Raw genomic sequence first — 12,631 nt, forward strand, 5'->3', positions numbered from 1 at the left:
TCAACTTCCTCATGGCGCCGGCTTTCGGCCGCCTACGGTGGTGCCTTCGAATTTCGAACCACGCGACCCCCGCGAACGAACAATGGAGAGCAACCAAGCCATGACCACTACCGACGAACACGCCAAGCTCTGGGACCTGATCAAGGACACCCGCTACGGCATGCTGACCCATCGCCACGCCGACGGCCAGCTGCACAGCCATCCGCTCACCACGCAGAGCAAGAACATCGAAGAAGGCTCGACGCTCTACTTCTTCGTGCCCAGGAATGGCGACATTGCGCGCCATGTGGAAAGCGACCCCAGCGTGAACATTGCCTACGCCAACACCGACGCCGACAGCTACGTGTCCGTGACCGGCCGCGCCACGCTGCGGGAAGACCAGGCCAAGAAGGAAGCTCTTTTCAACCCGGCGGCCAAGGCCTGGTTTCCCGGCGGCGCGACCGACCCGAACCTGGCGCTGCTCGCAGTCGAGATCATCGGCGCCGAATACTGGGACGTGAAGGAAAGCAAGATGGTGCAGTTGCTGAAGATGGCCAAGGCGGCCATCACCGGCAATCAGCCGCCGTCGCTGGGCGAACACAAGAAGCTCGACCTCGGCTGAGAGCGCGCGAAGGAGCATCGCTGTTCCGTCGCTTGCGATTAGAGGCTGCCGCCCAGCTCCCTGGCTTGTAGGCCCGCTTGCCGGGTACTAGACTGGACTGTGAAGGCACCCGCAGTGCCGGGGGCCAAGGAGCAGGCCATGTACAAGCGCATCCTCGTCGCAACCGATGGCTCTTCACTCTCCGACAAAGCGGTCGACGCCGCCATCGACCTGGCCTTGCTGGCGCGGGCCGAACTGGTGAGCGTGACCGTCACCCACCTGCTGCCCTATGGCTACTTCGAAGGCTCGATGGTGATGAACCAGCGCGAAATCGAGGCCTCGCAGGAACAGGTGGACAACGACGCCCAGCGCCTGGTCGATACGGTGCGGACCACTGCGGCAGCCAAGGGCGTGCGCAGCGCGCAAGCCATCGTGATCAAGTCCAACCAGGTGGCCGAGGCCATCATCTCGACGGCCAAGAACCAGCAATGCGACCTGATCGTGATGGCCTCGCATGGCCGGCGCAGCCTTGCGCGCCTGCTGATGGGCAGCGAAACTCTGCATGTGCTGACGCATTCGCACATTCCGGTGCTTGTGCTGCGTTAGAGGCGATTGCGATTTTTCGGCAACAAAGCACAAGTTCACAGTTCGACTTGATCGTTTCCGGGCCATTGCCTGCACCGCTGCTACCCTTGCCGCTCCAAGGCCAATCGTGGTCGATCAAGGGAGTAGGTAATGAGTCTTTTGTGGTTTCTGGTTGTGGGCCTGGTCGCCGGCTGGCTGGCCGGCATTCTGGTCAAGGGTGGTGGCTTCGGCTTGGTGGGCGATCTCATCGTGGGTGTGATCGGTGCTTTTCTCGGGGGCTTTTTGTTCAGCACGTTCGGCGTGTCGATGGGTGGCGGCCTTGTCGGCAGCCTGATCGTTGCCACTGTCGGTGCGGTGGTGCTCCTGTTCATCGTTCGCCTGATCAAGCGCGCATAGCGTTTTCTATTGAAATCAAAAATCCCACGCGTTGCCGCCTGGACCCTGCTTCTCCTGCTGGGCCTGGCGGCCATCGGCATCGCACTTGTCCTGAGCCTTGACTGGAATCGTGCGCGGCCTTGGATCAACCAACGCGTGAGCGAAGCGACCGGGCGCCCGTTTGCCATCCGCGGCGACCTGGTCTTGCAGTGGAACAACCCCGAGACTGAAACAGGCTGGCGCCGCTGGGTGCCCTGGCCGAGGTTGAGCGCGCACGACATCACCCTGGGCAATGCGGACTGGAGCAAGACCGGCCCGCACCTGGCAGAAATCAAGCAGCTGACGTTTTCGCTGAACCCGCTGCCGCTGCTCGACCACACGATCCGCATTCCCACGCTGGAACTCGCGGGCCCCGTTCTTTCGCTCGAACGCACCGCGGACGGCAAGAACAACTGGACACTGGCCACCGACAACACGGCGCCATCGGCCTGGAAGCTCGACCTGCAGCGGTTGGTGCTGAACCACGGCACGGTGAAGCTTGTCGATGCACAGGCAAAGCTCAATCTCAAGATCGACGTCGAGAGCCTGCCGCGCGAAACCGCTGAGGGCTACGGCATCGGCTGGAAACTCGGTGGCACGTTTCGCCAGGCACCGCTGCACGGCAGCGGCCGGGCTGGCGCGGTGCTTTCGCTGCAGCAGGACAAGAAGCCCTACCCGCTGCAGGCAGGCGTGCAGATCGGCACCACGCGCATCGACATCGCAGGCACTTTGACCAAGCCCGATGCGCTCGCCGCGCTGGACCTGCGGCTGAAGCTTTCGGGCGCGAGCATGGCGCACCTGTACCCGATCACCGGCATCACCCTGCCCAACACGCCGCCGTTCAGTACCGAAGGCCACTTGGTCGGCAAGCTCGACAAGGCCGGTGGGCGCTGGCTGTACGAACATTTCAAGGGCAGCGTGGGCGAAAGCGACATTGGCGGCACGCTCGAATACATCTCGCAGCACCCGCGGCCATTGCTGCGCGGGCAGGTGCAATCCAACCAGTTGCGGCTGGAAGACCTGGCACCATTGATCGGCGCGGATTCCAATGCCAGCAAGGCCAAGCGTGGCGCCGCCGCCGTTCAGCCGACGGACAAGGTGCTGCCGGTGGAAAAGTTCGATACGGCAAGCTGGGGCAGCATCGACGCCGACGTGAAATTCGCCGGCCGCAAGATCATCCACGTCAAGGACCTGCCCATCGACAGCCTGGTGGCGGATTTGCATCTGAAGGACAGCGTGCTGTCGCTCACGCCGCTGAGCTTTGGCGTGGCTGGCGGCACCCTGGCCGCCACCATCAAGCTCGACGGCAGGCAAAACCCGATTCGCGCGGACCTGCGGGTTTCTGCGCGCCGCCTGAAGATCAAGGAGCTTTTTCCAACGCTGAACACCATGCAGGCCAGCCTGGGCGAAGTCGGCGGCGATGCGGCCTTGTCCGCGGTCGGCAACTCGGTCGCGAGCTTGCTGGGCACGTCGAGCGGAGAAGTGAAAGCACTGGTCAGCAAGGGCACCATGAGCAAGTTCCTGCTCGAAGCCATGGGCCTGAACATCGGCAACGTGGTGGCAACCCAGATCTTCGGCGACAAGCAGGTTCAGCTGAACTGCCTGGCAAGCGACTTCAAGGTGACGCAGGGCGTGATGCAAACGCGCTCGTTTGTGCTGGACACCGACGAATCGACCATCAACGTGACAGGGCAAATCAACTTGTCCAGCGAGCAGCTGGCACTGGAGATCCAGCCGCGGAACAAGGCGCTGCGCGTGCTTTCGCTGCGCTCGCCGCTTTACGTGAAAGGCACTTTCAAGAACCCCGATGTCGGCGTCGACAAGGGTGCGGTTGCGCTCAAACTGGGTGCCGCAATCGCCTTGGGCGCCGTAGCACCTGTCGCGGCATTGCTGCCGCTGTTGAATGTGGGATCGGAGGAGTTTGCGGGGTGCGCGCCGCTCGAGGCCGCCGCAAGTGCAAAGCCGCAGGCGCCTTCGGCCAGGGGCCGCAAGCGCTGACAGCGCATTGGTTTTATCTGATGGGAGTTCCGCTTGCGGCGGCTGACGCATGCGCTGCACGGCACGCCTCAGTTGCGCGATGCGATGCCAGTGCAAAACAACGCGTTTCTGCTTCGCGCGCGAGCGCTTCGAGAGAGCGGCGCTCCTGCGCCGCGTCGACCTGGGACTGCACGAGCCATTTCATGAGCACTGCCATCACGATCAGCAGCCCGATGAGGACAGCGGTGAGTGTGCTTTGCCAGTTTCGCGTGCGAAGGACCGAAGATACCGAGTTGTTCATTGTGTGGGTGCGCAAGCCGGCAACATCAGCAGTTGCCCATTTTTTGCTGGCCACGAAGATACGTGCTGTACCCGAATTGCTACAGGAATTGCTTCACGTTCCGCATCGGTTTACGTGGAGAAAACATAACTAGGGTACAACTCTGTCCAGTACGCCACACACCCAGCTGCGAAGTTCGCGCCGAGCGGAAATTCGGCATTCGCATTCAGTCAAACTCGGGGGCTGTACCTTACTTTTTCCAACCGTTCTATTGAAAGGAACTCCTGTTTTGAACAAGACCGACCTCATTGCCGCAATCGCAGAAGACACCAACCTCAGCAAGGCCGACGCAGGCCGCGCATTCGACTCGGCGCTCGAGCATCTGTCGCGCGCCCTGGTGCGTGGAGAAACCGTTCAGCTGATCGGCTTCGGAACCTTTACCGTGGCCAGCCGCGCCGAGCGCCAGGGCCGCAATCCGTCGACCGGCGAAGCGATCACCATCAAGGCCAGCAAGAGCCCCAAGTTCGCCGCCGGCAAGGCGTTGAAGGACGCGATCAACCAGGTGGGCTGATCCATCGGGGCATCAGCCCCAATGCAAAGTGGGCGATCGTCGGTTCGAACGCGTTCGGGCCGGCGTGCCAACATGCAGCGCACCGCTGTACAAAGCCCGGCGCCGGGTCAACCGTCGCCTTCGGGCAGAAACCTGAAATACGCGCGTGCAGGCTGCTTCTCGGGCAAGACGTAGACCACGCCGCGCGCACTGCCGAACACCGGCTTCACATAGGTGTCGTAGAACGCCGCGGGCACATTGATGCAGCCGTAGGAGATGCGGTGATCTTCCGCATTTGCCGACGCCAGCCGCTCCAGGCGCCGCTCTGACTTGTTGCTCGTTCGAACGCGATGCATGGACACGGCCGCGCCGTAGTCCACCCAAACAATATCTTCGCCTTGCAGGTTGATGCCGGGCTCTGAGACAAAGCGGCCGGCGGGCGTGGTGCGTTCATCAGGGCGTATGTCGGAAAGCTTTCGCTCGCCGATGCCGGGCACCGACTCGTCTCCTTGCGCAAGCCCCAGCAGCACGGGCGATGCGCCTTGCAGGGTTCCGTCGGCGCCAAAAATAAAAACGCGCGCCTTCTTCTTGTCGACGATGGCGAAAGGAAGGCCTTGGTTGTCTTGCGTGCTGGTCGCTGCCTGCGCCAGCTGCCGCACTTCAACCGATGCTTCGATGCTTGCGAAGGTCTCGGCAGCACCAGCTGCCGTATGAATGAAGGTGGCCCCGCATGCGAGTGCAAGGGATAGGAGCAGGGAGTTCTTCATGAGCAGCAGAAAAACATGGCACGAGAGCCCGGCTCGAAGCGCGGCCGCCAATCAGGATTGGCGGCCGCGTTCAGGCGCCGGTGGGGCCGTCGATCAGCCGCGGTCTGCGCGGGCGCGGCGCACCGGCGGTGCGGGCGCCGGCTCAGGTGCGGGCATTGGCGCAGCAACGGGTGCCGGTGCCGGCGCCGCCACCATGCGCACTGGTTCGGGCGCCGGTGCCGGGGCAACCACGCGCACAGGTGCGGCGGGCATGGCGGCTTGCAGCGTGGTGCCGGTTTCGCCCATGGGGCCGCCGGTCTGGTTTTGTTGTCCGGCCGGCATGTACATGTTGCCCGAGATGGCGGGCATGTCGGTCTTTGGCGCTTGTGCAATGCCTTGCGCCATTGCCGGCGCAATTGCAAAGGCCATGGCGGTGGTCACCAGAACGTGAGCCATCGAGTGCTGAATCTTCATTTGTAATCTCCCTGAAGTCTTGATTGCGACTGGCAACCCGGGGGCGGATGCCCAGCGCGAGCGCAGTCTGCAATCAAGAACGCAGGGAGCGGCGCGACGACGACAGCGCGCAGTCGACGATCCACTCAAGTCGTGAAATTTGACGCGCTTGCATGCGCTGATGCGATGCCATTTACGCGCCGCGCCAGCCACCCCCAAGCGCTTTGTAAAGATTCACCATGTTCACAGCCTGCTTGAGTTGCATTTCGATCAGCTGCTGTTGCTCGGCATAAAGCTCGCGCTGCGCGTCCTGGCTCGAAAAATAATCTTCCAGGCCGCCGCGGAACCGCGTACGCGAAATGCTCGCCACCTTTTCGAGCGCCTGCACGCGGGCGTGCTGTGCCTCGAGTTGCGGGCGCATGTGGTCGTCGGCAATCAGCGCATTGGCGGTCTCGCGGAATGCGACTTGCGCCGCGTACTCGTAAGAGGCCATGGCGGCGGCCAGCCGCTCCTCGTTGCCGGTGATGTTGGCTGAGCGACGGCCCCAATCGAAGATGGGCAGCGACACGCCCAGCACGCCGGCCCAGCTCCTGTTGCCGCTGCTCAGCAGCGTCGACAAGTCTCCGCTGATGCCGCCCGCCAGCGCGGTGAGCGAAATGGTGGGCAACATGGCTGCCTTGGCCGCACCCACGCCCGCGTTGGCGGCTTCCACCCGCGAATAGGCCGCCAGAAGATCCGGACGCCTTTGAAGCAGGCTCGACGGCAGGCCTGCCGCAACCGTTGCCGTCGAGCTCTGCGGCCAGGGCCGTGCGCTGCCCGTGTCGGGCGGCACCGGCTGGCCGACCAGCACGTTCAACCATTGCAGGTCTTGCGCAACGCGCATGCGGAACTCTTCTTGCCGCACCCTCGCGTTCTGCAGCAGCGACTGCGCGCGGTACACGTCGAGCTGCCGGTACGAGTGCCGCGCAAGTATTCGATCGACGGTGCACTGGTCGGGCGGGTGATCAGAAGGTCACGCACAGAATAGGGACGGCGCAGGGGGCCATAGACCTCGGAGTCGCGCTCTGCGGGGATGTGCAGGTCACCGGACGTAATCGCTGCGGCCTGCGGAAAGAACGACGGCAGCGACATGCGGACGCTCTTGGTGGTGCCGTTGCGCAAGGATTCGAGTGAGCTTTCCGCATCGGCGAGAACTGTGGCGCTCACGCGCTGCGGGGCACCAGAAGCATTGAGCCCGCCACGAAATTCAGCGCCTGCGACGACCTGCTCCACATTCTGCAGGCGCGCAGAGAAGCCGCTCGTTACTTCCTTCGTATCGTCCGCAATTCGCTTGAGTTCGGCCTTGATGCCATCGGTATCAATCGTGCCGGCGGCAGCGAGACCGATGAGGGAGGGATCGAACTGCAGGCCAAAGGCCGCGATCTGGTGTCCGTTGGAGAAGTCGACGCCGAGGGCCATAGCTGCGCAGGCGATGACCCCGAGTGCGATTAGGAGGAAGGAACGAGATTTCGTCATGAACGCTGACCCTTTGGGGCTGAAGTTGAAGCCTTGAGGATGCGCAGCGGCCGGGCATAACTCCATGCTGCTGGATGCCGTTCAATGACGTTGGGTGATGCTCACCAGGCCGCGCAGCGCTGCGAAAGAGTGGTCGCGTTTGACGCGGGGATGAAGTTGGACATGGTGTTAAGCCTTAACAAAATCGTTTGAAAAAATCAGGGAATCAAATGAATAAAAACTGCCCGGAAGCCCCGCCAGCACTGGGTTTTCGTCCGTTAACAGGCCGCCCATTTGTTGATTAACAAAAACATAGGGGGGAATTTTTTCTCTGCGTGAGGTAGTGCCCGGTTTCCGGAAGCAGGGTGTCTTTCAACTTTTCCCCCACCCCTCCCCGGCAACGAGAAACGATCTCATTCATGATCGGAGGGCTGTGGACTGCGCTGCTCGGACCCGTGCTCGGTAAGCCGCCCACTGCTCCGTCTGAGTCCAAGCCCCGAGCCCCAGCCTGAGGCCTTCAGCCTCGATCGACGCGCGGGAGTCGGGATCGCCAGCAGCAACGCTGGTAGCCGCTGCCTGCGGCCTACGCTGCGCGTACCACTCCGCCTCGAAGCCTTGCCAACTGAACTCAACGCACGCGGTGATTGCGTCCGCTATGCCGAGCCCCGCCTTGGCAGCTTCACGCCTGATGGCATTGAGCACCGTGTCGGTGACTGGGCCCGCTCGCTTGGCCTTGCGCACGGCCAGCCACTCGTCCATGAGGCTTTGGGGGACATCCGCCGGGCAAGGTGCTGCAGCGCGCTTGCGCGAGCGCTGGTGTGTCACTGATGGTTCTATGTTGGGTATTGATGGTTTGGGTCCGTTTCCCGGACGGGTCTGGTCCGTTTCCCGGACGGGTGTAGTCCGTCTCCCGGACGGGTGGGCGTCCGTCTCACGGACTGGTCCGTTTCCCGGACGGGTTCGCCTTGCGGAGTGGTTCGCTTGTTTCTGGGGATAAGCCTCGACTTTTTCCACAACCTTGTCCACATTGATGCGGCATCGGTTGTTCACGCCGGAGCGCCGGTCGACGGTCACGAGCCCCGTTCCTTCAAGAGCCTTCAACGCCTCGATGACTGCCGTGCGCTGTAGGCAGGTCCATGCGCCAATCTTGGGCACCGACGGCCATGCGAGCCCCGCGTCATCGGCATAGTCGGCCAGGCACATCAGCACGGCCTTCTGCGCAGGCGTGAGCCGCATCGGAGTGCAGAGGGTCGTGACGGCGTTGCTCACTCAGCGCACTCCTTGGGCACCTCGCCGATGGATAGGCTCAGCCAGTTCCCGGCCTCCGTCAGCGTCCCGAATATCCAAGCCCCACCACGGCGCGACATGACGATGTTGCCGGCGCGAGTGATGGTGCATTCGAAGCCATGCAGTGCCGCCTTGGCCTGGAGCGTGGCAAAGGCCTTCTCCGGCCCGCTCACTGCGTCACCCCGGCTTGCTTCTCGCCTTGCTTGTCGCGCCAGGCAACGAGCTCGTCCAGCTTGAACACCGTGACGCTACGACCGAGCTTGATGGGGCGGGGAAAGTCCGGGCGTTCCTTCACCCAACGCCAGAATGCGGTCTTTCCGATGCCAAGGAAGTGCTGCGCCTGGGCGGGGCGCACGCTGCGTGATGGTTTGGTTTGCATGTCCTTTTCCTGTGAACTCCCGGGGTGGTTCCCGGTCAGGAAAGGACTCTCAGTTTTCCGCAGCGGAGGCGTTAGCCCCTATCGGAGCCGACATGCCGGTACCTCACGGCGAGCCCCCGGCCTGTCGTGTCGAGAGGGCATTTACTTTTTCGTCTTTCTGTGCTTCTTGATCCACTTCAGCACAGTGCCGATTTCGTACGGGACGAGCTTTGTGATCTCCAGCGCCCGATCTTCGTCGTTCTTGAACTCTGCACGGTGCGCGTCGTACCACTCCATTGCCTCCTCCCTGCTAGATCGATCTTCCTTGTGGATGATGTCGTTGAGGCGGACGCCGGCTTCGCTCTTTAAGGCCCCCTCCTCCCACAAGCGCCGCATGCGGCCATTGAGAAAGCCCATCCAAGCGGTCCCTGCTGCAACGCGTTCCCAGGCCCATGTGTACCGGCCGGCCATGGCGAAGTGAATCGACATCATCGAAAGGGCGTAGGCGACCTTCAGCACGGCATGGTAGTAAGCGTCTCCCATTGCCAGCAAAGCGTCGGGGTCCGGGTCGGTGATGATCTGCTCCAACTCTTCGAACACCGCACTATTCACTCCGAGCGAGTCACCTCTGACGGGGCCGACGAACGCTTCGAAGCTGACGCCGTTGGTAGCGAAAAGCCGCTCATAGAGAAACTGCAGCCCCTGCTCAAGCCGCTGCGCAGCTCGGAACACTCCGAGCCCCAAGTCTTGTTGTTCTGGTGTCATGGCGTACCTCACGCAACCTGAATAGGAAGCCGCGCCAGCCCGTCAGGTTCACGGGTTTTCGGGGATCAGCCTAGGCGCGGCAAATGGGTTATAGCGCGACGCCGACCGCGGAAGCTGTCTGAGGCTGACTCGAGCCCCAGCGAGAAAGCCGGCGATAGTGGGCTTCGGCGGCGGCTTCATCTTCGCCGTAGTCGGCGATCACAACGCCATGGCGAATCACTACGAAGGGCGCCCTGAAGGTCATTCCAAGACCAAGGGGGCGGCCGTCGCGGTGCGTCACCTTGGACCCGAGGGAGAAGGGCTTAGCCACGGCAGCCACCCTGATAGGCGATGTCGTCGGCGATCTCAGCGACTGCGTCCAAGTTCACCCTCTGGCGGATGATCAGGTACTGCATGCCACACGCAGCGTCATCGTCCCATTCCGCCATGCAGACGGGTACACAGTTCTGCTGAAGGCTCTTCTCGAGGACGGGGTCGATCCGGGAGCAGTCACGCACCGTCTCGATGAGGTGGCGTGCATCGTTGATCCACAAACAGAGGCTAGCGAGCCCCCTTGTCTCAGTGACCATCGTACTGATGTCGCGCATCTTCGCCTTGACGGCTTCGCTGTTCAGGGTATGGGCGGTGGGCGCGGTTTGCCCGATAATTTTGGTAGCCATGATGTGCGGTCCTTTCCGAGGTGTGCACGTTTGGTTAGAACGGCTGCAGGACTCCACTCCTGTGGCCGTTCGCTTTTGTGCCTCAGATGTCCGTTATGGGAATCTCCATGTCGGCCGCCCTGAGACGCGGCGGTCATTCCTTCGGGATCTTGGCTCTGTCGATCGCCTGAGAGAGCCACGCGGCCCCCAGCAAACGGAGCTTTTCCCAGCGCGCTGGTGTAAGGCGAACAGTGCCCGGTATCGTGCGCAACTCTTCCGGTAGAGCTGGGCGGCCACGGGCTCTCGCCAGAGCATCCTTTTGTTCTTTGGTCATCGCTTTCTCCTTCCGAATAAGTGTAATACGTTTATCCGCTGACGCAAGGATTAAACGTAGTCGGTTTATTCGAACAAACCCTAGTACGTTTCGCGTGGAACGAGCCTCAGAGCAGAATGCGCGGAGCTGAGGAGGCTATCGAATGACTTCGGAGGACATCGTCACGGCGGCGCTTGCGAGATCTCAACGGCTTTCGGATTGGATCCAGGCACACCACCCCACCACGGTTGACGCGAGCGACGGCAAGAGGTTCGCCGCCGCTTGGTATGCCATTGCTATTGACCATCGAGAGGCAATCATGTTGCTGGTGCAACGTGGCGCCCGGAGTGCGGCTTTTGCGCTATGCCGCTCGATCTACGAGGCTTGGGTCCGCGCGAGTTGGGCACACATGTGTGCATCTCCACAAGAAATCGAGCGCTTCGAAGCGCAAGGCATTCTTCCGAAAATAGAAACAATGGTTCGACGCCTCGATCTACGCTTGGGGACGACAAGAATTTTTTCGCAGATCAAGCGGTCTGCATGGGAATCCATGTCTGACTACGCACATGGAGAGCAGCGGCAAATCGCTCGTTGGTTCGATGCCGATGGCATCGGCGCGGCCCACCCAGATGTGGAGGTCGTGGCCCTTCTGCAGGCCCTGGACGTATACGCCACTCTCTGTCTAGCGGGCATCTTTGATCTCGCGGGCCTTCCGACCGAGCCGTGCGCCGCCAAGATGGCGGAAGTCGCCTCAGCGTGAGAGGCGACCGCATGGGGCCCACCTCCTGAGAGTTTCTCCGTTTCAAATCGGAGAAACCCCACCTTGATGGAGGCGTCAGGTGTTTTTTTGAGGTTTCTAGACCCGAGGGGTCTCGGATTCTCGCTCACACTTGATCGCCTTGACCGGCTACGCAGGTATTGAGAGACACCACATTTCCAGTCTTCGGAATGGTGTCGCAGTAGTCCGCCCAGGCCTGCATCATCTTGAGCCGCTTGGCGAGCATGTCGCCGCGGCGGTAGGCGGCCTCTACGGCTGAATCGAGGGTGTGCGCCAGCGCCATCTCGGCCAGGTCGCCCGGGAAGGCGGTTTTCTCCGCTACCCAGTCCCGGAACGTGCTGCGGCAGCCGTGCGGCACGCATACCCTGCCCTTCGCGTCCTTGTAGTCCATCCGGCGCATGCAAGCGGTCAAGGACATGTCGCTGAGCGGCTGGAGAGGCTTGCGGCCGGGGAACACCAGTTCTGATCCATCGATGCGCGGCAAGGCTTCGAGGAGCTGCAGCGCCTGCTTCGACAGCGGCACGCGATGCTCCTTCTTGGCCTTCATGCGGTCGGCCGGCACGATCCACAGCTTGGCATCGAGGTCGATCTCGTCCCACCGAGCCCCGCGCACTTCACCCGATCGCGTCGCAGTCAGCACCGCCAACTCCAGCGCCCGGGCGCTCATGCCTTCGACCTGGCGCAGATCGCGCATGAAGGCACCGACCTGCTCGACAGGCAGCGCGGGGTGGTGGACGACCTTCTTAATCTTCCGCGGGCGGCCTAGGAGTTGGTCGAGGTGGCCCCTCCATCGGGCCGGGTTCTCGCCCTTCCTGTAGCCCCGCACGGTCGCCCAGTCGAGCACGGTCTCGATCCGGCCGCGCAGGCGCGATGCGGTTTCGGTCTTTGTGGTCCAGATGGGCTCCAGCACCGTCAGCAAATGGGATAGGTCGATGTCTTGCACGAGCATCTTGCCGATCGTCGGCTTCGCGTAGAGGTCGAGCGTGCTGCTCCACTGGCCGCGGTGCTTGGCGTTCTTCCACTCCCCGGATTTGGCCTTCAGGTAGGCCTCGACGCACTGCTCGAAGGTCCGAGCCTTGGCGCTGGCCGCTGCAACGGCGCTACGGGCCGCCTGGCGGGCTTGGATGGGGTCTTCCCCTGCATGGATCTTGTCGCGTGCAGCCCTGGCCCGTTCTCGGGCCTGCGCGAGGGTCACATCGGGAAAGCCACCGAGCCCCATGTCGCGGATCTTGCCCGCCACCGTGGCACGTAGAACCCACGAGCGAGCCCCGGCCTCGTTGATCTTCAGTTTCAGGCCCGCCACGCCTCCGACCGCATGAGCGCCTGGCTTTGTCAGCCGGCCGACCTGCAGCGCCCCGAGTTCTGCCGCCTTCTTAGGCATATCCGTCCTTTCCACTATCCTTGCCACTAAAA

At 62.4% G+C, this 12,631-nt stretch carries 17 protein-coding genes; 6 read left to right on the plus strand and 11 right to left on the minus strand.

Annotated elements, in window-relative coordinates; all coding sequences use genetic code 11:
- Nucleotides 1-100 precede the first annotated feature (100 nt).
- The 4 genes from EJI00_RS08340 (at nt 101) to EJI00_RS08355 (ending at nt 3,577) form a co-directional block, all read left to right on the plus strand.
- Nucleotides 101-601: a pyridoxamine 5'-phosphate oxidase family protein gene (locus EJI00_RS08340; protein WP_126746999.1), complete on the plus strand. Its 501-nt coding sequence runs from the start codon at nt 101-103 to the stop codon at nt 599-601.
- Between the two features lie 138 nt (nt 602-739).
- Nucleotides 740-1,186 carry a universal stress protein gene (locus EJI00_RS08345; RefSeq protein ID WP_126747000.1) on the plus strand — a complete coding sequence of 149 codons (447 nt, stop codon included), beginning with the start codon at nt 740-742 and terminating at the stop codon, nt 1,184-1,186.
- 129 nt (nt 1,187-1,315) lie between these two features.
- Entirely contained in the window at nt 1,316-1,561 is a 246-nt protein-coding gene (locus EJI00_RS08350) for a GlsB/YeaQ/YmgE family stress response membrane protein (protein ID WP_126747001.1), read from the plus strand.
- Between the two features lie 9 nt (nt 1,562-1,570).
- The gene (locus tag EJI00_RS08355) at nt 1,571-3,577 is read left to right on the plus strand and encodes an AsmA family protein (protein WP_260590543.1); all 2,007 of its coding nucleotides are present in this window, start codon (nt 1,571-1,573) and stop codon (nt 3,575-3,577) included.
- A gap of 13 nt (nt 3,578-3,590) precedes the next feature.
- Here the strand turns inward: EJI00_RS08355 and EJI00_RS08360 are convergent, their stop codons facing one another.
- Complete coding sequence (locus tag EJI00_RS08360; RefSeq protein ID WP_260590545.1) at nt 3,591-3,911, minus strand: general secretion pathway protein GspL; 321 nt, start codon at nt 3,909-3,911, stop codon at nt 3,591-3,593.
- A 214-nt stretch (nt 3,912-4,125) separates the two neighbouring features.
- On the opposite strand from EJI00_RS08360, the gene EJI00_RS08365 reads away from it, so the two are divergent.
- Nucleotides 4,126-4,407, plus strand: a complete 282-nt coding sequence (locus tag EJI00_RS08365) for an HU family DNA-binding protein (RefSeq protein WP_126747002.1) — start codon at nt 4,126-4,128, stop codon at nt 4,405-4,407.
- Nucleotides 4,408-4,514: 107 nt separating this feature from the next.
- Here the strand turns inward: EJI00_RS08365 and EJI00_RS08370 are convergent, their stop codons facing one another.
- The 9 genes from EJI00_RS08370 to EJI00_RS08415 form a co-directional block, all read right to left on the minus strand.
- The gene (locus tag EJI00_RS08370; RefSeq protein ID WP_260590547.1) at nt 4,515-5,153 is read right to left on the minus strand and encodes a L,D-transpeptidase; all 639 of its coding nucleotides are present in this window, start codon (nt 5,151-5,153) and stop codon (nt 4,515-4,517) included.
- A gap of 93 nt (nt 5,154-5,246) precedes the next feature.
- Nucleotides 5,247-5,606 carry a hypothetical protein gene (locus EJI00_RS25065; protein WP_185868089.1) on the minus strand — a complete coding sequence of 120 codons (360 nt, stop codon included), beginning with the start codon at nt 5,604-5,606 and terminating at the stop codon, nt 5,247-5,249.
- Between the two features lie 172 nt (nt 5,607-5,778).
- Nucleotides 5,779-6,468, minus strand: a complete 690-nt coding sequence (locus EJI00_RS08380; RefSeq protein WP_260590549.1) for a TolC family protein — start codon at nt 6,466-6,468, stop codon at nt 5,779-5,781.
- Nucleotides 6,438-7,100, minus strand: coding sequence for a hypothetical protein (locus EJI00_RS08385; RefSeq protein WP_126747004.1), 663 nt, complete (start codon nt 7,098-7,100; stop codon nt 6,438-6,440). The genes EJI00_RS08380 and EJI00_RS08385 overlap by 31 nt, the downstream gene beginning before the upstream one ends.
- Nucleotides 7,101-7,496: 396 nt before the next feature.
- Complete coding sequence (locus tag EJI00_RS08390; protein ID WP_126747005.1) at nt 7,497-8,348, minus strand: helix-turn-helix domain-containing protein; 852 nt, start codon at nt 8,346-8,348, stop codon at nt 7,497-7,499.
- 187 nt (nt 8,349-8,535) lie between these two features.
- Nucleotides 8,536-8,745: a helix-turn-helix transcriptional regulator gene (locus tag EJI00_RS08400; RefSeq protein ID WP_126747007.1), complete on the minus strand. Its 210-nt coding sequence runs from the start codon at nt 8,743-8,745 to the stop codon at nt 8,536-8,538.
- A 141-nt stretch (nt 8,746-8,886) separates the two neighbouring features.
- A complete protein-coding gene (locus tag EJI00_RS08405; RefSeq protein WP_126747008.1) occupies nt 8,887-9,489 on the minus strand; it encodes a hypothetical protein in 603 nt (200 codons plus the stop codon).
- 302 nt (nt 9,490-9,791) lie between these two features.
- A complete protein-coding gene (locus EJI00_RS08410) occupies nt 9,792-10,148 on the minus strand; it encodes a hypothetical protein (protein WP_126747009.1) in 357 nt (118 codons plus the stop codon).
- A gap of 133 nt (nt 10,149-10,281) precedes the next feature.
- On the minus strand, nt 10,282-10,461 hold the full coding sequence (locus EJI00_RS08415) for a hypothetical protein (RefSeq protein WP_126747010.1): 180 nt from the start codon (nt 10,459-10,461) through the stop codon (nt 10,282-10,284).
- 142 nt (nt 10,462-10,603) lie between these two features.
- Between EJI00_RS08415 and EJI00_RS08420 the strand changes: the two genes are divergently transcribed.
- A complete protein-coding gene (locus tag EJI00_RS08420) occupies nt 10,604-11,200 on the plus strand; it encodes a DUF6988 family protein (protein ID WP_126747011.1) in 597 nt (198 codons plus the stop codon).
- Between the two features lie 124 nt (nt 11,201-11,324).
- On the opposite strand, the gene EJI00_RS08425 is transcribed toward EJI00_RS08420, so the two are convergent.
- Nucleotides 11,325-12,599: a tyrosine-type recombinase/integrase gene (locus tag EJI00_RS08425; RefSeq protein ID WP_126747012.1), complete on the minus strand. Its 1,275-nt coding sequence runs from the start codon at nt 12,597-12,599 to the stop codon at nt 11,325-11,327.
- Between the last annotated feature and the right edge of the window lie 32 nt (nt 12,600-12,631).

The organism is Variovorax sp. DXTD-1 (assembly GCF_003984625.1).
GTDB lineage: Bacteria > Pseudomonadota > Gammaproteobacteria > Burkholderiales > Burkholderiaceae_C > Variovorax.

Excerpts from the sequence above, each read along its gene's own strand:
- EJI00_RS08340 (WP_126746999.1), top strand. The coding sequence starts at position 101 with ATGACCACTACCGACGAACACGCCAAGCTCTGGGACCTGATCAAGGAC.
- EJI00_RS08345 (WP_126747000.1), top strand. The coding sequence starts at position 740 with ATGTACAAGCGCATCCTCGTCGCAACCGATGGCTCTTCACTCTCCGAC.
- EJI00_RS08350 (WP_126747001.1), top strand. The coding sequence starts at position 1,316 with ATGAGTCTTTTGTGGTTTCTGGTTGTGGGCCTGGTCGCCGGCTGGCTG.
- EJI00_RS08370 (WP_260590547.1), bottom strand. The coding sequence starts at position 5,153 with ATGAAGAACTCCCTGCTCCTATCCCTTGCACTCGCATGCGGGGCCACC.
- EJI00_RS25065 (WP_185868089.1), bottom strand. The coding sequence starts at position 5,606 with ATGAAGATTCAGCACTCGATGGCTCACGTTCTGGTGACCACCGCCATG.
- EJI00_RS08380 (WP_260590549.1), bottom strand. The coding sequence starts at position 6,468 with ATGCGCGTTGCGCAAGACCTGCAATGGTTGAACGTGCTGGTCGGCCAG.
- EJI00_RS08385 (WP_126747004.1), bottom strand. The coding sequence starts at position 7,100 with ATGACGAAATCTCGTTCCTTCCTCCTAATCGCACTCGGGGTCATCGCC.
- EJI00_RS08400 (WP_126747007.1), bottom strand. The coding sequence starts at position 8,745 with ATGCAAACCAAACCATCACGCAGCGTGCGCCCCGCCCAGGCGCAGCAC.
- EJI00_RS08405 (WP_126747008.1), bottom strand. The coding sequence starts at position 9,489 with ATGACACCAGAACAACAAGACTTGGGGCTCGGAGTGTTCCGAGCTGCG.
- EJI00_RS08410 (WP_126747009.1), bottom strand. The coding sequence starts at position 10,148 with ATGGCTACCAAAATTATCGGGCAAACCGCGCCCACCGCCCATACCCTG.
- EJI00_RS08415 (WP_126747010.1), bottom strand. The coding sequence starts at position 10,461 with ATGACCAAAGAACAAAAGGATGCTCTGGCGAGAGCCCGTGGCCGCCCA.
- EJI00_RS08420 (WP_126747011.1), top strand. The coding sequence starts at position 10,604 with ATGACTTCGGAGGACATCGTCACGGCGGCGCTTGCGAGATCTCAACGG.
- EJI00_RS08425 (WP_126747012.1), bottom strand. The coding sequence starts at position 12,599 with ATGCCTAAGAAGGCGGCAGAACTCGGGGCGCTGCAGGTCGGCCGGCTG.